The organism is Pradoshia sp. Z6_59 (genome assembly GCF_058267515.1).
In genome coordinates this window covers 21053-40599 of record NZ_JBZCPP010000027.1, presented here as the reverse complement: position 1 = coordinate 40599, position 19547 = coordinate 21053, and the positions used below count along the sequence as shown (strand labels likewise).

General features: G+C 41.2%; 19 protein-coding genes. All 19 read right to left on the bottom strand.

Annotation, left to right across the window (positions count from 1 at the left end):
• Positions 1-11: 11 nt before the first annotated feature.
• The 19 genes from rpmC to rpoB all read right to left on the bottom strand — a co-directional run bounded on the left by rpmC (position 12) and on the right by rpoB (position 19415).
• The gene (gene rpmC, locus AC4D4B_RS18505; RefSeq protein WP_066102959.1) at positions 12-212 is read right to left on the bottom strand and encodes a 50S ribosomal protein L29; all 201 of its coding nucleotides are present in this window, start codon (positions 210-212) and stop codon (positions 12-14) included.
• Entirely contained in the window at positions 202-636 is a 435-nt protein-coding gene (rplP, locus tag AC4D4B_RS18500) for a 50S ribosomal protein L16 (protein WP_066102961.1), read from the bottom strand. The genes rpmC and rplP overlap by 11 nt, the downstream gene beginning before the upstream one ends.
• A gap of 1 nt (position 637) precedes the next feature.
• The gene (gene rpsC, locus AC4D4B_RS18495; protein WP_066102964.1) at positions 638-1294 is read right to left on the bottom strand and encodes a 30S ribosomal protein S3; all 657 of its coding nucleotides are present in this window, start codon (positions 1292-1294) and stop codon (positions 638-640) included.
• Positions 1295-1297: 3 nt separating this feature from the next.
• Positions 1298-1639, bottom strand: coding sequence for a 50S ribosomal protein L22 (gene rplV / locus AC4D4B_RS18490; protein ID WP_066102967.1), 342 nt, complete (start codon positions 1637-1639; stop codon positions 1298-1300).
• A gap of 20 nt (positions 1640-1659) precedes the next feature.
• Positions 1660-1938: a 30S ribosomal protein S19 gene (gene rpsS, locus AC4D4B_RS18485; protein WP_066102971.1), complete on the bottom strand. Its 279-nt coding sequence runs from the start codon at positions 1936-1938 to the stop codon at positions 1660-1662.
• A gap of 60 nt (positions 1939-1998) precedes the next feature.
• Entirely contained in the window at positions 1999-2829 is an 831-nt protein-coding gene (rplB, locus tag AC4D4B_RS18480; RefSeq protein ID WP_066102974.1) for a 50S ribosomal protein L2, read from the bottom strand.
• Between the two features lie 26 nt (positions 2830-2855).
• Positions 2856-3140: a 50S ribosomal protein L23 gene (rplW, locus tag AC4D4B_RS18475; RefSeq protein ID WP_066102977.1), complete on the bottom strand. Its 285-nt coding sequence runs from the start codon at positions 3138-3140 to the stop codon at positions 2856-2858.
• A complete protein-coding gene (rplD, locus tag AC4D4B_RS18470) occupies positions 3140-3766 on the bottom strand; it encodes a 50S ribosomal protein L4 (protein WP_490997175.1) in 627 nt (208 codons plus the stop codon). The genes rplW and rplD overlap by 1 nt, the downstream gene beginning before the upstream one ends.
• A 26-nt stretch (positions 3767-3792) precedes the next feature.
• Positions 3793-4422, bottom strand: coding sequence for a 50S ribosomal protein L3 (gene rplC, locus AC4D4B_RS18465; RefSeq protein ID WP_490997174.1), 630 nt, complete (start codon positions 4420-4422; stop codon positions 3793-3795).
• Positions 4423-4465: 43 nt separating this feature from the next.
• Complete coding sequence (rpsJ, locus tag AC4D4B_RS18460; protein WP_066102989.1) at positions 4466-4774, bottom strand: 30S ribosomal protein S10; 309 nt, start codon at positions 4772-4774, stop codon at positions 4466-4468.
• Positions 4775-5110: 336 nt separating this feature from the next.
• Positions 5111-6367: an efflux RND transporter periplasmic adaptor subunit gene (locus tag AC4D4B_RS18455; RefSeq protein WP_491000748.1), complete on the bottom strand. Its 1257-nt coding sequence runs from the start codon at positions 6365-6367 to the stop codon at positions 5111-5113.
• Positions 6364-7026 carry a hypothetical protein gene (locus AC4D4B_RS18450; RefSeq protein WP_491000747.1) on the bottom strand — a complete coding sequence of 221 codons (663 nt, stop codon included), beginning with the start codon at positions 7024-7026 and terminating at the stop codon, positions 6364-6366. Before AC4D4B_RS18450 ends, AC4D4B_RS18455 begins: the two co-directional genes overlap by 4 nt.
• A 283-nt stretch (positions 7027-7309) precedes the next feature.
• The gene (gene tuf / locus AC4D4B_RS18445; RefSeq protein WP_490997171.1) at positions 7310-8497 is read right to left on the bottom strand and encodes an elongation factor Tu; all 1188 of its coding nucleotides are present in this window, start codon (positions 8495-8497) and stop codon (positions 7310-7312) included.
• 124 nt (positions 8498-8621) lie between these two features.
• Positions 8622-10700, bottom strand: coding sequence for an elongation factor G (gene fusA, locus AC4D4B_RS18440; protein WP_491000746.1), 2079 nt, complete (start codon positions 10698-10700; stop codon positions 8622-8624).
• Positions 10701-10748: 48 nt separating this feature from the next.
• On the bottom strand, positions 10749-11219 hold the full coding sequence (gene rpsG, locus AC4D4B_RS18435; RefSeq protein WP_066103004.1) for a 30S ribosomal protein S7: 471 nt from the start codon (positions 11217-11219) through the stop codon (positions 10749-10751).
• A gap of 44 nt (positions 11220-11263) precedes the next feature.
• Entirely contained in the window at positions 11264-11686 is a 423-nt protein-coding gene (gene rpsL / locus AC4D4B_RS18430) for a 30S ribosomal protein S12 (RefSeq protein ID WP_049672552.1), read from the bottom strand.
• Between the two features lie 103 nt (positions 11687-11789).
• Positions 11790-12038 carry a 50S ribosomal protein L7ae-like protein gene (locus AC4D4B_RS18425; RefSeq protein ID WP_066103006.1) on the bottom strand — a complete coding sequence of 83 codons (249 nt, stop codon included), beginning with the start codon at positions 12036-12038 and terminating at the stop codon, positions 11790-11792.
• Positions 12039-12215: 177 nt separating this feature from the next.
• Positions 12216-15812, bottom strand: a complete 3597-nt coding sequence (rpoC, locus tag AC4D4B_RS18420; protein WP_490997170.1) for a DNA-directed RNA polymerase subunit beta' — start codon at positions 15810-15812, stop codon at positions 12216-12218.
• A gap of 39 nt (positions 15813-15851) precedes the next feature.
• Entirely contained in the window at positions 15852-19415 is a 3564-nt protein-coding gene (rpoB, locus tag AC4D4B_RS18415; RefSeq protein WP_066103012.1) for a DNA-directed RNA polymerase subunit beta, read from the bottom strand.
• Between the last annotated feature and the right edge of the window lie 132 nt (positions 19416-19547).

Genomic DNA, 19547 nt, shown 5'->3' with positions numbered 1-19547 from the left:
TCCTCTCATTATCAATTGTTTACGTTGAGCTCTCTTTCACGCACAACTGTTTTCATACGTGCAATCGCTTTGCGAACTTCACGAATACGTGCAGGGTTTTCTAATTGTCCTGTAGCAAGCTGGAAGCGAAGGTTAAAAAGCTCTTCTTTAAGTGCTTTAAGTTTTTGTTCTATTTCGGCAGTGGTTAAATCACGGATCTCATTAGATTTCATTTGCTTCACCACCAATTTCTTCACGTTTTACAAACTTACATTTTACTGGAAGTTTGTGAGCTGCAAGACGAAGGGCTTCACGTGCTACCTCTTCAGATACTCCAGCGATTTCGAACATAATTTTACCAGGTTTTACTACTGCTACCCAACCTTCAGGTGCCCCTTTACCGGAACCCATACGTACTTCTAAAGGTTTTGCAGTGTATGGTTTGTGAGGGAAAATTTTAATCCAAACTTTACCGCCACGTTTCATATAACGAGTCATTGCGATACGAGCTGCTTCGATTTGACGGTTTGTGATCCAAGAAGCTTCAAGAGCTTGAAGACCGTATTCGCCGAATGCTACTTCAGTACCGCCTTTTGCACGGCCTCTCATCTTTCCGCGGTGTTCACGGCGATGTTTTACGCGTTTAGGCAATAACATATTATTTTCCTCCTTCCACAGACTTCTTCTTGGTAGGAAGGACTTCTCCACGATAGATCCATACTTTTACTCCAAGCTTTCCGTAAGTAGTGTCCGCTTCTGCTGTAGCATAGTCGATGTCAGCGCGAAGAGTATGAAGTGGAACAGTTCCTTCACTGTAGTGTTCAGCACGAGCGATATCAGCTCCACCTAAACGTCCAGATACTTGAGTTTTGATACCTTTTGCACCAGCGCGCATTGCACGTTGGATAGTTTGTTTTTGTGCACGACGGAAAGATACACGGTTTTCTAATTGACGCGCGATATTTTCCGCTACTAATTTAGCGTCCAAATCAGCTCTCTTGATTTCAATGATGTTGATATGAACACGTTTTTCAGTTAATTGATTAAGTGCTTTACGAAGCGCTTCAACTTCTGTACCACCTTTACCGATAACCATTCCAGGTTTTGCAGTGTGGATAGAAATGTTCACGCGGTTTGCAGCACGTTCGATTTCGATTTTAGAAACAGATGCATCGTGAAGACGTTTCATAATGTACTCACGTACTTTAATGTCTTCATGCAAAAGTTTAGCGTAGTCCTTTTCTGCGAACCATTTGGATTCCCAATCACGGATGATCCCGATACGCATACCGACCGGATTTACCTTTTGACCCACGGATTATCCCTCCTTCTTTTCTGATACAACGATTGTGATGTGGCTTGTGCGTTTGTTAATCGCGCTTGCACGACCCATTGCACGTGGACGGAAACGTTTAAGTGTTGGTCCTTCGTTAGCATAGGCTTCAGAAATGACAAGCGAGTTAACGTCCATATCGTAGTTGTGTTCTGCGTTTGCAACAGCAGATTTTAATACTTTTTCGATAACAGGGGAAGCTGCTTTCGGAGTTAAGTTAAGAATAGCAACTGCTTCGCCTACTTGCTTACCTCGGATTAGATCTAATACTAAACGAGCTTTACGAGGAGCAATACGAACTGTTCTAGCAACAGCTTTTGCTTGCATATTTATGCCCTCCTCTCTGATTAACGTCTTGTTTTCTTATCGTCTCCGGCATGACCTTTGTAAGCGCGAGTTGGTGCGAATTCACCGAACTTGTGGCCTACCATGTCTTCCGTTACATAAACTGGTACGTGTTTGCGTCCATCGTATACAGCAACTGTGTGTCCGATGAATTGTGGGAAGATTGTAGAACGTCTTGACCAAGTTTTGATAACTTGTTTCTTGTCAGCTTCATTCAATGCTTCAACCTTCTTGATGAGATGATCGTCAACAAATGGTCCTTTTTTTAGGCTGCGACCCATGTTTGTGCCTCCCTTCGTGATTGCTCTACGGTTCTACACGCGAACCGTAGTACAACCGCGTTATTTTTTACGACGACGAACAATAAATTTGTCTGATTTGTTTTTCTTTTTACGAGTCTTGAATCCAAGAGCTGGTTTGCCCCAAGGAGTCATTGGAGACTTACGTCCGATAGGTGCTCTACCTTCACCACCACCGTGTGGGTGATCTACTGGGTTCATTACAGAACCACGTACAGTAGGGCGTTTACCTAACCAACGAGAACGTCCCGCTTTACCGATGTTGATAAGTTCGTGTTGCTCGTTACCAACTTGACCGATTGTTGCACGGCAAGTAGCAAGAATCATACGAACCTCTCCGGAATTAAGACGTACTAGTACGTAGCGTCCTTCTTTACCTAGTACTTGAGCAGAAGTACCTGCGGAACGAACTAATTGTCCTCCCTTACCAGGTTTCAACTCGATATTGTGGATAACAGTACCCACTGGGATATTAATTAATGGAAGAGCATTACCTACTTTGATATCCGCTTCTGGTCCAGACATGATTTCCATGCCCACCACCAAGTTTTTCGGAGCAAGAATGTAACGTTTTTCTCCATCAACATAATTGATTAGTGCAATGTTAGCAGAACGGTTTGGATCGTACTCGATAGTAGCAACGCGTCCTGGAATGCCATCTTTATCACGTTTGAAATCAATGATACGGTATTGGCGCTTGTGACCGCCACCTTGATGACGAACAGTTAACTTACCTTGGTTGTTACGGCCACCTTTTCTGTGTAAAGGTGCTAATAATGATTTTTCCGGTTGATCCGTTGTAATTTCAGCGAAATCGGAAACAGTCATTCCGCGACGACCATTACTGGTAGGTTTATACTTTTTAATCGCCATGTTGTGTCCCTCCTTTTCTTTAAAAATTATGCTTCAAAGAATTCGATTTCTTTGCTATCAGCAGTTAGTTTAACAATCGCTTTACGGCGTTTGTTTGTATATCCAGCATGTTTACCCATGCGTTTGAATTTACCTTTGTAGTTCATAACGTTAACTTTTTCAACTTTAACTTCAAAGATTTCTTCAACAGCATCTTTGATTTGAGTTTTATTAGCTCTTACGTCAACTTCAAAAGTATATTTTTTATCGGCCATGATGTCAGCTGAGCTTTCAGTAATGACGGGGCGCTTAATAATATCACGTGCTTCCATTATCCAAGCACCTCCTCTATTTTTTCAACAGCTGTTTTAGTCATGATTAACTTCTCATGTCCTACAACATCCAATACGTTAATAGCGTTAGCTTCAACGATTGTTACTCCCGGAATGTTACGGCCGGAAAGCGCAACGTTTTCGTCTACATCCGCAGTTACGATCAACGCTTTTTTGTTTTCAGTATTCAAGCCTTTTAATACAGCTGTGAATTCTTTAGTTTTTGGTGCTTCAAAAGTTAAAGCATCAAGAACGATTACGTTTTCTTCGTTCACTTTAGCGGAAAGTACAGATTTAATAGCTAAACGACGTACTTTCTTAGGAAGTTTGTAAGAGTAGCTTCTTGGTGTTGGTCCGAATACCACACCACCACCACGCCATTGTGGGGAACGGATAGAACCTTGACGAGCACGTCCAGTTCCTTTTTGACGCCATGGTTTACGGCCGCCGCCTCTTACTTCAGAACGATTTTTAACTTTATGATTTCCTTGGCGCAAAGACGCTCTTTGCATAAGGATTGCTTCAGTTACAACACTCTCATTTGGTTCAATACCAAATACTGATTCGTTAAGCTCTATATCGCCTACTTGAGAACCAGCTTGGTTTAAAAGAGCAATTTTCGGCATTGCGATTTTCCTCCTTTCTCGATAGATTAGTTCGCTTTAACCGCACTTTTGATTTTTAGTAAAGCTTTTTTAGGTCCAGGAACGTTACCTTTGATAAGGATTACGTTACGTTCTGCATCAACCTTAACGATTTCAAGGTTTTGTACAGTGATTTGAGTTCCACCCATACGTCCAGCAAGTTTTTTGCCTTTGAATACGCGGTTTGGAGCAACTGGTCCCATTGAACCAGGACGACGATGGTAACGAGATCCGTGAGACATTGGACCACGAGATTGGTTGTGACGTTTAATTGGTCCTTGGAAACCTTTACCTTTTGAGATTCCTGTTACATCAACGATTTCGCCTTCAGCGAAAAGATCTACCTTGACTTCTTGACCTACCTCATAGTTATTGAGGTCTGCATCGCGAATTTCGCGAGCGAAGCGCTTAGGAGCAGTGTTCGCTTTAGCAGCGTGCCCTTGTTGTGGTTTGTTGTAAAGCATTTCACGAAGATCTTCGTAGCCTAGTTGGATAGCTTCGTAGCCATCGTTTTCAGCAGTTTTCTTTTGAAGAACTACGTTTGGTACTGCTTCAACAACTGTTACCGGGATAAGTTCACCGTTCTCAGCAAATACTTGAGTCATACCGATTTTTCTACCTAAGATTCCTTTGGTCATGAGTCACACCTCCTAGTGTTTTCTTTTTATTTTTATGAAACGATTATAATTTGATTTCGATATCTACGCCAGATGGTAAATCTAAACGCATTAGTGAATCTACAGTTTGTGGTGTAGGATTTACAATGTCGATTAGACGTTTGTGCGTGCGCATTTCGAACTGCTCACGAGAATCTTTGTATTTATGAACCGCACGTAGGATCGTGTACACGTTTTTCTCAGTCGGAAGTGGAATCGGACCGGAAACAGCTGCACCAGAACGTTTTGCAGTTTCTACAATTTTCTCAGCAGATTGATCAAGAATTCTGTGATCATATGCTTTTAAACGAATGCGAATCTTTTGTTTTGCCATTATTTTCCCTCCTTTATCGCCTATTTTGTAATAGACATTCTCCGTGGAAATCTCCTTACACACGCGCCATGGCAAAGCGGCCGGGTGTGTCAGCAACCTTCCACATCATCGCAATGAAAAGACCAACATTGTCTATTATACATTATACTTTCTGGGTATGCAACAGTTAAAAATAATTTCTTCTATCACACGAATATTAGTATACAATCTCACTTCTACTTTTTCAAGTTATCGTTCTTCTTTCCATTAATATACTAGCTTTCTCTCTCATACATAACAAAAAGAGGAAAGTATGCACCTTCCCCTCTCTCATCACTTATCATATTTATCTCATAATCATTGTATGATACCTCTTGCTACTAACCATAACTTTTCTTCCACATTAAATTGTTTATACGTCTTCTTATATACATAATCGAAGTCAACGGACTTTATGTACCTAGTATCCCCATTTATGCTAGCATCGGCTAAAGGTAGTATACGTTGTTTTTCTTTGAGCCCCTTAGTCACGGCCACTTTATCACCAAATACTAATCCAGCCTTAATCTTCTTTTGTTTTAGCTCACCCTTTTCAAGAAGTACCACATGATTACCTGCCAGGCTTTTCTTTGGTAAGACAACTACATTGTTAAGCTCCTTCAATGTGATAGCGGCAGCTACATGGGATCCGATTAATAACTGACTCTCTGCAGCCTCTTCTGATGATTCACTTGGATCTTCTGGCTGAACCGATATATTATAGAAGCTTTTATCATTCTTATCATTTTTACTAAACGGAATATCACTTATTTTTATTACTTTGCCTTTAATCAATCCCGAATCCAAATGTTTCGGTTTAATCATAACTTCCTGATCAAATTTTATTCGCTGGATATCATCTTCGCCAACTAATACATTCACCACTATAGAGGCTTGATTCATAATAGTTAGTAACGGATTATCTGCTGTCCTGCTAAAGTCATTTCTTTGCACGATAGTTCCATCAATTTTACTTTCTATTGTAATTTGATCTTCAGCACTGTTGGCCATATCTATCTGTGTTTGATTTTCCTCTATTTGCAGCTCAGTCATCTTAATTTCATATTCTATGTTTTTTATCTCATACTCCAATATACGTGTGTTATCTAAATCTGGTTCCGCCTTCTCATCATCGTTGTCGGCAGTTTGTAAGCTGTTATACTCTTCGACCTCCGACTGAAGCAAGGAAATATCCTCATTCAATTTTTCTATTTTCATAGAAAGGCGTTTGTTAGCTTCTTCTAATCCAGTTATGACATCGCTACTATCAGTATTAGTTAAATAACTTAGCAATGGTGTACCTACTTGGACCTGCTGACCCTCTTCAACCAAGATTTCATCGAGCATCCCCCTTGGTTCTTCATAAAAGACCTTATATATTTCAGATGGCTCAGCCTCCCCTTCAGTTTGAAGTGTTTCTTTTAATGTACCTTTTTTGGTGGTATGAGGATCTGTAATAAGGACTGTCCGATCAATTTTATCTATTTTGTAAATAATAATGCTATTTGTAAGTATAAATAAGAGAACGGCTAATGACACAAGAGACCATTTTTTCTTCCCAAGGCTAGAATTCATATAATCACCTTCATGACTCTAAATAATGTATCCGTTGCCCCATCCAGCACTATAAATAAAATCCAGGATAAAGATACAGTTATAATCACTCTCTTTTTACTATAATCAAGTGACTTGTGGAAAATTCGATATTGAAGATAGCCTGCCAACAGTATAAATATCGTAATGTTTGCAGCTAATTCCACCCAAAAGATCTGTGGTGTAAGCATTTGTGTAATGACTCCTAGACTAAAGGGAGATGAATGTTCAGGAACCCTTAGTAGCAGCATACATATTAGTTCCATTGTCTTCGCTACGAGCATCACCATTAAAGGTATAAGCTGATGTTTCCACACTCTTCGAAAAGAGAGGTCCTCAAAAACGATCCAAAATAGCACTGTAAAATATAATGTGAACAACAACGGATATAAGAGACCAGCAGCTAGTTTACCAATAAAGTATAAAAACTTGGTCGTTTCCCATCTGGCTTCTTTTAGAGTCTCCATATACACAGACAAGTTTTCACTGCCCAAACCTAGATATCCATAGGCACCAAACAAGACCATACTATAGAGAAGTAATCCACCAAACAAAAGTATGTATTGAGTTTTTGTCATTACGCCTCTCAACTCGATGTTTGTTTCTCGAGGGTGAAGCATAGATTTTAACGTTCCTATCATCCTTTGCCCCCCAATAAAAAATTCGCATATATCTATTGTATCTGATTTTTTACATCGTAGGAAGTTTATGGATGTTATTTAGTTTCGATTTTTTGTCAGTAATTAGCAGGATATTGTAAACAAGGGAGTATGAGAGGATGTATTATTTTTTGTTAGCGGAGAGTTGCTGATTATAAAGTTCTAAATGAACGAACGGTGTAGTGTAAACCAATTCTGCAATTTTTGCGGGACATAAACATAAAAAAACAGGCGGTTGTACACCCGCCTGTTTTAATAAGTAAAATTATTCTTGAATGCTAGCAACTACACCTGCGCCTACTGTACGTCCGCCTTCACGAATAGAGAACTTAGTTCCTTCTTCGATCGCAACAGGAGCGATAAGTTCAACAGACATTTCGATGTTGTCTCCAGGCATAACCATTTCAGTTCCTTCTGGAAGGTTTACAACACCAGTTACGTCAGTTGTACGGAAGTAGAATTGTGGACGGTAGTTAGAGAAGAATGGAGTGTGACGTCCGCCTTCTTCTTTAGACAATACGTAAACTTCAGCTTTGAATTTAGTGTGTGGGTTGATAGTACCTGGTTTAGCAAGTACTTGTCCACGTTGGATTTCTTCACGTGCTACACCACGAAGAAGAGCTCCAATGTTGTCACCAGCTTCAGCGTAATCAAGAAGCTTACGGAACATTTCTACACCAGTAACAGTTGTAGATTTTGGTTCTTCAGCAAGACCGATGATTTCAATAACGTCACCAACTTTAACTTGACCACGTTCAACACGGCCAGTTGCAACTGTACCACGACCAGTGATAGAGAATACGTCCTCTACTGGCATCATGAATGGTTTTTCAGTGTCACGAGTTGGAGTTGGGATGTACTCGTCAACTGCAGTCATAAGCTCGTTGATTTTTTCTTCCCACTCAGCTTCGCCTTCAAGAGCTTTAAGAGCAGAACCTTTGATTACTGGGATATCATCGCCAGGGAATTCGTATTCAGAAAGAAGGTCACGAATTTCCATTTCAACTAGTTCAAGAAGTTCTTCATCATCAACCATGTCACATTTGTTCATGAATACAACAAGGTAAGGTACACCTACTTGACGAGAAAGAAGGATGTGCTCACGAGTTTGTGGCATTGGGCCGTCAGCAGCAGATACTACTAAGATACCGCCGTCCATTTGTGCTGCACCAGTGATCATGTTTTTAACATAGTCAGCATGTCCTGGGCAGTCAACGTGTGCATAGTGACGAGTTTCAGTTTCATACTCAACGTGTGCAGTAGAGATTGTGATACCACGTTCTCTTTCTTCTGGAGCACCATCGATTTGGTCGTAAGCGCGAGCTTCAGCTCCACCTACTTTTGCAAGTACAGAAGTGATTGCAGCTGTTAAAGTTGTTTTACCATGGTCAACGTGACCGATTGTTCCGATATTAACGTGTGGTTTAGAACGATCAAATTTAGCTTTTGCCATTTTAGGAATTTCCTCCTTTAATATAAGAAAATTGGTTTTTTTATACTATGTGCCAAGACAGTTGACAATGTCTTCTATCTTGGCTTACATAAGTAGTTATACTTTAATAAAGAATGAAAATCAATTATTCACCTTTATTTTTTTTGATAATCTCTTCAGCGATGCTCTTAGGAACTTCTTCGTAATGATCGAAAGTCATAGAGAATACGCCGCGTCCTTGAGTGTTGGAACGCAATGTTGTTGCGTAACCGAACATTTCAGATAGAGGTACCATAGCACGTACAACTTGTGCGTTACCGCGTGCTTCCATACCTTCTACACGTCCACGACGAGCTGTGATATTACCCATGATGTCACCCATGTACTCTTCAGGGATAACAACTTCAACGCTCATCATTGGCTCAAGGATAACTGGATTACATTTTTTCGCTGCATTTTTAAGAGCTAAAGATGCTGCTACTTTAAATGCCATCTCAGAGGAGTCTACGTCATGGTAAGAACCATCAAATAGTTTTGCTTTAATATCGATTAATGGGTAGCCAGCAAGCACACCGCGGTCAAGAGCGTCTTCTAGACCAGCTTGTACAGCAGGAACGTATTCACGTGGTACTACACCACCAACGATAGCATTTTCGAATTCGAAGCCTTTACCTTCTTCGTTAGGTGAGAATTCGATCCAAACGTGACCGTATTGTCCACGTCCACCGGATTGACGAGCAAATTTACCCTCAACCTGTGCAGGTGTACGGAAAGTCTCACGGTAAGCAACCTGAGGTGCACCAACATTAGCTTCTACTTTGAATTCACGACGCATACGGTCTACAAGAATATCTAAGTGAAGCTCACCCATACCTTCGATAATCGTTTGACCAGTTTCTTGGTCAGTATGAGCGCGGAAAGTTGGATCTTCCTCTTGAAGCTTTTGAAGAGCAGTAGACATTTTGTCTTGGTCTGCTTTAGATTTAGGTTCAATTGAAAGAGAGATAACTGGCTCAGGGAATTCCATGGATTCCAAGATAACCAGGTTCTTTTCTTCACATAGAGTATCTCCAGTTGTAGTATCTTTTAGACCTACAGCAGCGGCGATATCCCCAGCGTATACTTCTGAGATCTCTTGACGGGAATTCGCATGCATTTGCAGGATACGTCCTACACGCTCACGTTTTCCTTTAGTAGAGTTTTGTACGTATGAACCGGAGCTCAAAGTACCAGAGTATACACGGAAGAATGTTAATTTACCAACATAAGGGTCAGTCATAACTTTGAAAGCAAGCGCAGAGAATGGCTCGCTGTCATCAGCATGACGTTCAACTTCTTCATCTGTATCCGGTAGAATACCTTTGATTGCAGGTACGTCTAATGGAGATGGAAGGTAGTCGATTACAGCGTCTAGCATTAACTGAACACCTTTGTTTTTGAATGCAGAACCACAGATAACTGGGTAGAATTCAACGTTTACAGTACCTTTACGGATAGCTGCTTTCAATTCCTCTTTAGTGATTTCTTCACCGCCAAGGTATTTTTCCATTAATTCTTCGTCAAGTTCTGCTACTGCCTCAACTAATTTCTCACGGTATTCTTCTGCTATTGCCATGTGCTCTTCAGGAATTTCACGAACTTCGATATCAGTACCAAGGTCGTTACCATAGAATACTGCGTTCATTTCCACTAGGTCAATGATTGCTTCGAAGTCATCTTCAGCACCGATTGGTATCTGAATTGGGTGTGCATTCGCTTGAAGGCGTTCATGCAAAGTTTTTACGGAGTATAAGAAATCCGCACCGATTTTGTCCATTTTGTTAACAAAAACAACACGTGGTACTCCGTAAGTTGTAGCTTGGCGCCAAACTGTTTCAGTTTGTGGTTCAACACCGGATTGTGCATCTAGTACTGCTACCGCACCATCTAGTACACGAAGGGAACGTTCAACTTCAACTGTGAAGTCTACGTGTCCTGGTGTGTCGATGATATTTACGCGGTGTTCTTTCCATGCTGCTGTTGTTGCAGCAGATGTGATCGTGATTCCACGCTCTTGTTCTTGCTCCATCCAGTCCATTTGTGATGCACCTTCATGAGTTTCTCCAATTTTGTGGATACGACCTGTGTAGTAAAGAACGCGCTCAGTAGTCGTCGTTTTACCAGCATCGATATGAGCCATGATACCAATATTACGAGTTTTTTCTAAGGAGAACTCTCTAGCCATTGGGTCTTTCTCCTTCCTTGTGAATATAGATTTTTAGTATTTTTGATTTTACCAACGATAGTGAGCGAAAGCTTTGTTAGCTTCAGCCATTTTATGTGTATCTTCGCGTTTCTTAACAGAAGCGCCAGTGTTATTAGCTGCATCCATGATTTCGTTAGCTAAACGCTCTTCCATAGTTTTTTCACCACGAAGACGAGCATAGTTTACTAACCAACGAAGTCCTAGAGTAGTACGTCTGTCAGGGCGAACCTCAACTGGTACTTGGTAGTTAGCTCCACCTACACGGCGTGCTCTAACTTCTAGAACTGGCATGATATTTTTTAAAGCTTGATCGAAAACTTCCATTGGATCATTACCAGTACGCTCTCTTACGATATCAAAAGAAGCATAAAGGATTTTTTGGGAAGTCCCTCTTTTTCCATCGATCATCATTTTGTTGATCAATTTTGTTACAAGCTTGGAATTATATATCGGATCAGGTAATACATCTCTTTTTGAAACAGGTCCTTTACGAGGCATATTTTGTTCCTCCTTTCAAAGAAGTAATTATTTTTGGTTGATAATTATTTTTTAGCTGCTTTAGGTTTTTTCGTACCGTATTTAGAACGACCTTGCATACGGTTGTTAACGCCTGCAGTATCAAGTGCGCCACGCACGATGTGGTAACGTACCCCTGGAAGGTCTTTTACACGTCCTCCACGGATTAATACAACACTGTGCTCTTGCAAGTTGTGGCCGATACCAGGAATGTAAGCAGTAACCTCGATTCCATTAGTCAAACGTACACGCGCATATTTACGTAACGCGGAGTTTGGTTTCTTTGGAGTCATTGTACCAACACGAGTACATACCCCACGTTTTTGTGGAGATGATACGTTTGTTTGGGATTTCTTGAAGCTATTGTAACCTTTATTCAAAGCTGGAGACTTTGATTTTTCTTCTTTAGATTTACGTGGCTTACGTACCAATTGGTTAATAGTTGGCATGATGTTTCCTCCCTTCAAAATTGGTTCCCCTAGTCCCACACATCCAGGTGGTTCATAAAAGGGTAAAAACAAAGTTTTTGCATCAACTGCAAAAACAGTTTTTCTATTTCATAATGACAACAGCTGCTGCTCCAACATCTATTTTGCATGCTTTTCCGAGCAACCTCATCGAGTCTACATAATCGATTGGAACGGAATACTCTTTAGCAGCATCAATTACTTTTGATGTGATTGTTGAATCAGCATCAAGAGCAATAATAACTGTTTCGGCATTTCCTGTTCGGAGAGCTTTCACTGTTTGTTTCGTCCCTATTATCAGGTTCTTTGCCTGAGATACTTTTTCATAAGACATCATTAATATCCTCCAAAGTAACAGGTTAATAGGAGCACCTTTGCTATAGTACCATTTATAAAACATAAATGTCAACAATCGCACGAAAAAAATTAATTTGTTACCCTTATTTACTTTATATATATACAGAAGATTAGCCGGATTGATCATCCGGCTACCTCTTCTGATGTAGATTGATTACTCAGCTGGAACCGTTTCTTCTTTCTGTTCAGTTAGAACCGGAACAGCTTTACGGTAACGATGCATACCTGTACCAGCAGGTATTAACTTACCGATAATAACGTTCTCTTTAAGTCCAAGCAATTCATCGCGTTTTCCTTTAATCGCTGCATCTGTAAGAACACGAGTAGTTTCCTGGAAGGATGCGGCGGACAGGAAGGAATCCGTTTCAAGAGATGCTTTTGTAATACCAAGCAATAGCGGGCGTCCAGTAGCTGGATTTTTACCTTGAAGCAACGCATCATGGTTTGCTTTTGTGAACTGATGAATATCCAGTAATGTTCCTGGCAATACATCGGTTTCTCCAGCATCGATAACACGAATTTTCTTAAGCATTTGACGAACCATAACCTCTACGTGTTTATCGCCAATTTCTACCCCTTGCATACGGTATACTTTTTGCACTTCTTTTAACAGGTATTCCTGTACTGTACGTACATTTGTAACTTTAAGAAGTTCTTTTGGATCAATAGATCCTTCTGTAAGCTCCTGACCAGGAACAACAGTGTCATTTACATTCACTTTCAAGCGTGCAGAATACGGAGCTGTATAAGAACGGCTTTCCACTGCACCTTGGATTGTAATTTCCTGTTGTTTGTCACGGACTTCGTTAATCGCTGTAACCGTACCTTCGATTTCAGCAATAACTGCCTGCCCTTTAGGGTTACGTGCTTCAAACAACTCCTGAATACGCGGAAGACCTTGTGTAATATCGTCTCCGGCAACCCCACCTGTATGGAAAGTACGCATTGTCAACTGTGTACCAGGTTCACCGATGGATTGAGCAGCAATGATTCCGACTGCTTCACCAACTTCAACCTCTTGACCAGTTGCAAGGTTACGTCCGTAACATTTCTTACATACACCATGGCGAGTGTTACATGTAAACGCAGAGCGAATTGTAACTTCTTCAATACCAAGTTCTTCAATTTTTTGAGCAAGATCTTCAGTGAAGATTTCGTTCTCATTAATCAGAACTTCGCCTGTTTCAGGGTGTTTAACTTTCTTCCTTGCATAACGTCCTACCAGACGTTCTTCAAGGCTTTCGATCGTTTCTGTACCATCTTTCAAAGCTCTTACTTCTAAGCCGCGGTCTGTTCCACAGTCATCTTCTCTAACGATAACATCCTGTGCAACATCAACCAGACGTCTTGTTAAGTAACCGGAATCGGCTGTTTTCAGTGCTGTATCGGCAAGACCTTTACGCGCACCGTGAGTGGAGATGAAGTACTCCAATACCGTTAAGCCTTCACGGAAACTTGATTTGATTGGGAGCTCAATAATACGACCAGCCGGGTTGGCCATCAATCCACGCATACCCGCAAGCTGCGTAAAGTTAGATGCGTTACCACGGGCTCCGGAATCACTCATCATAAAGATTGGATTCAAGTGATGTAAGGATGCCATTAGCTTACTTTGGATATCATCCTTCGCTTCACTCCAAATTGAGATAACACGGTCATAACGTTCTTCTTCTGTGATTAAACCACGTCTGAATTGTTTCATGACACTGTCTACTTTACCTTGAGCTTTTTCAAGAATTTCTTGTTTTTCAGGTAAAACGACGATATCTGCAACCCCTACAGTAATACCTGCACGAGTCGAATATTTAAATCCTAAATCCTTCATGCGGTCAAGCATTTTGGATGTTTCAGTTATTTTAAAACGTTTAAAGACTTCAGCAATAATGTTACCAAGAATTTTCTTCTTAAATGGTTGGATTCTTTCGCGATTCGCCAAGATCTCCTTCACATTTGCTCCCTTTTCAACAAAATATTTCTCTGGTGTTTTTTCTTCCAGATTGGATCTTGTTGGTTCGTTAATATAAGGGAAAGTTTCAGGAAGAATTTCATTGAATATCAATTTACCAACAGTAGTAAGCAATAATTGCTTATTCTGTTCTTCCGTAAACGTTTCGTTATTTAAAGAACTAGCATGTACAGCTACACGAGTGTGTAAGTGAACATATCCGTTTTGATAGGCAAGTACTGCTTCATTAGTGTCGTTGAAGATCATACCTTCTCCAACTGCACCTGGTCTTTCCATTGTCAGATAATAGTTACCAAGAACCATATCCTGGGATGGAGTTACAACCGGTTTACCATCCTTAGGGTTAAGGATGTTTTGTGCAGCTAGCATCAATAGACGGGCTTCCGCTTGTGCTTCTGCAGATAAAGGTACGTGAACAGCCATTTGGTCACCGTCAAAGTCAGCGTTATAAGCTGTACATACTAACGGGTGAAGTCGAATAGCTCTACCTTCAACTAATGTTGGTTCGAACGCCTGGATTCCTAGACGGTGAAGTGTTGGGGCACGGTTTAATAATACCGGGTGCTCCTTAATTACTTCTTCAAGCACATCCCAAATATCAGGAGAATGTCTTTCGATCTTTCTCTTAGCTGATTTGATGTTATGAGCCAATCCTTTTTCAACAAGTTCTTTCATTACGAAAGGCTTGAATAGTTCGATTGCCATTTCCTTCGGCAAACCACATTGGTACATTTTCAAGTTTGGTCCTACAACGATAACGGAACGACCAGAGTAGTCAACACGTTTACCTAGTAAGTTTTGACGGAAACGTCCTTGTTTACCTTTAAGCATATGAGACAAAGACTTAAGCGGACGGTTACCAGGTCCTGTTACAGGACGGCCACGTCGACCGTTATCAATCAATGCGTCAACTGCTTCCTGAAGCATACGCTTTTCATTTTGAACAATGATGCTTGGAGCACCTAAATCAAGCAGACGTTTCAAACGATTGTTACGGTTGATTACTCTGCGATACAGGTCATTCAAGTCAGATGTTGCAAAACGACCACCATCCAATTGAACCATTGGACGAAGTTCAGGAGGAATAACCGGAAGTACATCCAGAATCATCCAAGAAGGTTCGTTACCTGAATGACGGAATGCTTCCAATACTTCAAGACGTTTAATCGCACGTGTGCGGCGTTGTCCCTGAGCTGTTTTAAGCTCTTCTTTCAAGGATTCTACCTCTTTGTTAAGATCGATATCCTGAAGAAGCTTTTTAATGGATTCTGCACCCATCCCAGCTTGGAACTTGTTGCCGTATTTATCACGGTATGCACGGTATTCTTTCTCAGAAAGAAGCTGCTTTCTCTCTAAAGCAGTATCTCCTGCTTCTGTAACAACGTAAGAAGCAAAATAAATTACTTCTTCCAAGGCACGCGGAGACATGTCAAGTAAAAGACCCATACGGCTTGGAATTCCTTTAAAGTACCAAATATGAGAAACCGGAGCAGCCAATTCAATATGGCCCATACGCTCACGTCTCACTTTAGCTCTAGTTACTTCAACACCACAACGGTCACAAACTACACCTTTGTAGCGTACTCTTTTATATTTACCGCAGTGGCATTCCCAGTCCTTTGTAGGACCGAAAATGCGCTCACAGAACAACCCATCTTTTTCAGGTTTAAGTGTACGGTAGTTTATAGTTTCTGGCTTTTTCACTTCTCCGAAAGACCAAGAGCGAATCTTATCCGGTGAAGCAAGGCCTATTTTCATATATTCAAAATTGTTTACATCCAACAAGGGGCCTACCTCCCTTTCCGTATCCCAATATCACTAAGGTTACTCGATTGTACCAACTGTTTCTGATTCGGGACTTTTCACATCAGGATCTATGGTTAATGTATCTGCTTGGTGAATATCGTCATCATCTTCCAGATCACGCATTTCAATTTCTTTATCATCACCAGAAAGAATCTTAACATCCATACCTAAACTTTGAAGTTCCTTGATTAAAACCTTGAAAGATTCCGGAACGCCCGGTTCAGGTACATTGTCACCTTTTACAATTGCTTCATAAGTTTTCACACGACCAACAACATCATCAGATTTAACTGTAAGGATTTCTTGAAGTGTGTATGCAGCACCATATGCTTCAAGCGCCCATACCTCCATCTCACCAAAACGCTGACCACCGAATTGAGCTTTACCACCCAATGGCTGTTGCGTAACAAGTGAGTAAGGTCCTGTTGAACGGGCATGAAGTTTATCATCAACCATGTGTGCCAGTTTGATCATATACATGACACCAACGGAAACACGGTTATCAAATGGTTCTCCAGTTCTGCCGTCATAAAGAATTGTTTTCGCATCGCGAGACATACCAGCCTCTTCGATTGTATCCCAAACATCTTCTTCACGAGCACCGTCAAATACAGGAGTTGCCACATGGATTCCAAGCTGTCTTGCAGCCATACCTAAGTGCAATTCCAATACCTGACCGATATTCATACGTGATGGTACCCCTAATGGGTTCAACATGATATCGACAGGTGTTCCATCCGGAAGGAAAGGCATATCTTCTTCAGGTAAAATTCGGGAGATAACCCCTTTGTTACCGTGACGACCGGCCATTTTATCTCCTTCATGGATTTTACGTTTCTGAACGATGTATACACGTACCAACTGGTTTACACCTGGTGGCAGTTCATCACCGTCTTCACGTGTAAAGACTTTAACATCATGGACAATACCTCCGCCGCCATGCGGTACACGGAGAGATGTGTCACGAACTTCACGAGCCTTCTCACCAAAGATTGCATGTAACAATCTTTCTTCAGCAGTCAGCTCCGTAACCCCTTTAGGAGTTACCTTACCAACTAGAAGGTCACCGTCTTTAACTTCGGCACCGATGCGAATGATTCCACGGTCATCCAAATTGCGCAGGGCATCTTCCCCAACATTTGGAATGTCACGTGTAATTTCTTCCGGTCCAAGTTTAGTATCACGAGCTTCAGATTCATATTCTTCAATATGAATAGAAGTATATACATCGTCTTTTACAAGACGTTCACTCATAATGATGGCATCCTCATAGTTATAACCATCCCATGTCATGAAGGCAACAAGTACGTTTTGGCCTAATGCCAATTCGCCAAGCTCCATGGATGGACCATCTGCAAGGATTTCTCCTTTAACAACACGGTCACCCGATTTGACGATCGGACGTTGGTTATAACATGTTCCTTGGTTAGAACGGATGAATTTAAGGGTACGGTATTTATCAAGATTACCTTTTACCTCTTCACCATCTACTTCACTAACACGTCTTACCCAGATTTCTCTGGCTTCCACGTGTTCTACGATTCCATCGTGCTTACAAATAACAGCAGCACCGGAATCTTTACCTGATACATATTCCATACCTGTACCAACAATTGGAGCCTGCGGACGAATAAGCGGAACCGCTTGACGTTGCATGTTCGCTCCCATAAGGGCACGGTTGGAGTCATCGTTTTCAAGGAACGGGATACAAGCTGTTGCAGCCGATACAACCTGTTTAGGTGATACGTCCATATAGTCAACGCGATCACGTTTAACAACTGTATTTTCACCACGGAAACGAGCCACAACTTCCTCGTTCATAAATCCACCATCTTCAGTTAGCGGGGCATTTGCCTGTGCCACTACATAAAGATCCTCTTCATCAGCAGTCAAGTAATCCATTCGATCAGTTACTTTGCCTGTCGCAGGGTCTACCCTTCTATATGGCGTTTCAATGAAACCGTATGGGTTTACTTTTGCGAATGTAGATAATGAGTTAATCAAACCAATGTTTGGTCCCTCAGGTGTTTCAATTGGGCACATACGTCCATAGTGGGAATAGTGAACGTCACGAACTTCCATTCCGGCACGTTCCCTTGTTAAACCACCAGGTCCAAGTGCAGACAATCTCCGTTTATGTGTCAATTCAGCAAGTGGATTTGTTTGATCCATAAACTGAGACAACTGGGAGCTTCCAAAGAATTCTTTAATAGAAGCAATAACCGGGCGAATGTTAATAAGCTGCTGCGGTGTAATCGTGTTTGTATCCTGGATGGACATTCTCTCACGAACCACACGCTCCATACGGGATAAACCAATTCTGAATTGGTTTTGCAATAGCTCACCAACTGAACGCAGACGTCGGTTACCTAAATGATCGATATCATCTGTGTCGCCAACACCATGCAGTAAGTTAAAGAAGTAACTGATAGTAGATACAATATCAGCAGGTGTAATGTTTTTAACTTTCTTTTCTACATAAGCATTGCCGATAACGTTAATTACCTTTTCACCTTCAGCATCGCTCGGTGCATAGATTTTAACATTTTGAACCAGTACATCTTCTTCTACGACTCCCCCAACAGGGTTGTACGTTTTGAAGCCAATCCCATTTTCTAAGTAAGGGATGATTTTATCGAGAGTACGGCGATCCAACAAAGTATCTTTTTCAACTAAGATTTCTCCTGTTTCAGGGTCCACCAAAGTTTCAGCTACTTTTTGGTTGAAAAGACGATTTTTTATATGAAGTTTCTTGTTAATTTTATAGCGTCCTACATTTGCCAAATCATATCTCTTCGGATCAAAGAAACGTGAAACAAGCAAACTCTTCGCATTTTCGACCGTAGGCGGTTCACCTGGGCGAAGACGCTCATAGATTTCAAGCAAAGCTTTTTCTGTACTTTCAGTATTATCTTTTTCCAATGTGTTACGGATGTACTCGTTATCACCGATTAGATCGATGATTTCTTGATCAGAGCCGAATCCAAGAGCACGCAAAAGAACCGTTACCGGCAACTTCCTTGTACGATCGATTCTTACGTAAACTACATCTTTCGCGTCAGTTTCATATTCCAACCATGCTCCGCGGTTTGGAATTACGGTAGCCGTGAATCCACGCTTTCCGTTTTTGTCAACCTTCCCGCTGTAGTATACACTCGGGGATCGTACTAATTGGGATACGATAACACGTTCGGCACCGTTTATAACAAACGTTCCCGTTTCCGTCATGAGAGGGAAATCACCCATAAAGACATCTTGGTCTTTAACTTCTCCCGTCTCTTTGTTTACAAGTCTTACTTTAACCCGTAATGGGGCGGAGTAGGTTACATCCCGCTCCTTAGATTCTTCCACAGGATATTTCGGGTCTCCAAGGCTATAATCGATAAACTCAAGAGACAGATTTCCTGTAAAATCCTCGATAGGGGAAATGTCCTGGAACATTTCTCTTAAGCCCTCATCAAGAAACCATTGATAGGAAGAGGTTTGAATTTCAATTAAATTCGGTAATTCGAGCACTTCGCTAATGCGCGCATAGCTCCGGCGTTGGCGATGTCGTCCATACTGAACAAGTTGACCTGTCAACTGATTCACCCCTCAAATAAAGCGTTTATGATAGAATTTATATTCTATCAGCCATATACAAGCTGATAGAACAAAAAAGAAAAAGGGTTTCAATCTGAAAACCTCAATTTCAAAAACGCATAGTATTGGTTT

Bases quoted from the DNA above. Each gene is read 5' to 3' on its own strand.
- AC4D4B_RS18425 (WP_066103006.1), bottom strand. From the start codon at position 12,038: ATGTCTTATGAAAAAGTATCTCAGGCAAAGAACCTGATAATAGGGACG.
- AC4D4B_RS18455 (WP_491000748.1), bottom strand. From the start codon at position 6,367: ATGAATTCTAGCCTTGGGAAGAAAAAATGGTCTCTTGTGTCATTAGCC.
- rplB (WP_066102974.1), bottom strand. From the start codon at position 2,829: ATGGCGATTAAAAAGTATAAACCTACCAGTAATGGTCGTCGCGGAATG.
- rplP (WP_066102961.1), bottom strand. From the start codon at position 636: ATGTTATTGCCTAAACGCGTAAAACATCGCCGTGAACACCGCGGAAAG.
- rplC (WP_490997174.1), bottom strand. From the start codon at position 4,422: ATGACCAAAGGAATCTTAGGTAGAAAAATCGGTATGACTCAAGTATTT.
- fusA (WP_491000746.1), bottom strand. From the start codon at position 10,700: ATGGCTAGAGAGTTCTCCTTAGAAAAAACTCGTAATATTGGTATCATG.
- AC4D4B_RS18450 (WP_491000747.1), bottom strand. From the start codon at position 7,026: ATGATAGGAACGTTAAAATCTATGCTTCACCCTCGAGAAACAAACATC.
- tuf (WP_490997171.1), bottom strand. From the start codon at position 8,497: ATGGCAAAAGCTAAATTTGATCGTTCTAAACCACACGTTAATATCGGA.
- rpsJ (WP_066102989.1), bottom strand. From the start codon at position 4,774: ATGGCAAAACAAAAGATTCGCATTCGTTTAAAAGCATATGATCACAGA.
- rpmC (WP_066102959.1), bottom strand. From the start codon at position 212: ATGAAATCTAATGAGATCCGTGATTTAACCACTGCCGAAATAGAACAA.
- rpsS (WP_066102971.1), bottom strand. From the start codon at position 1,938: ATGGGTCGCAGCCTAAAAAAAGGACCATTTGTTGACGATCATCTCATC.
- rpsG (WP_066103004.1), bottom strand. From the start codon at position 11,219: ATGCCTCGTAAAGGACCTGTTTCAAAAAGAGATGTATTACCTGATCCG.
- rplW (WP_066102977.1), bottom strand. From the start codon at position 3,140: ATGGAAGCACGTGATATTATTAAGCGCCCCGTCATTACTGAAAGCTCA.
- rpsL (WP_049672552.1), bottom strand. From the start codon at position 11,686: ATGCCAACTATTAACCAATTGGTACGTAAGCCACGTAAATCTAAAGAA.
- rplD (WP_490997175.1), bottom strand. From the start codon at position 3,766: ATGCCGAAAATTGCTCTTTTAAACCAAGCTGGTTCTCAAGTAGGCGAT.
- rplV (WP_066102967.1), bottom strand. From the start codon at position 1,639: ATGCAAGCAAAAGCTGTTGCTAGAACAGTTCGTATTGCTCCTCGTAAA.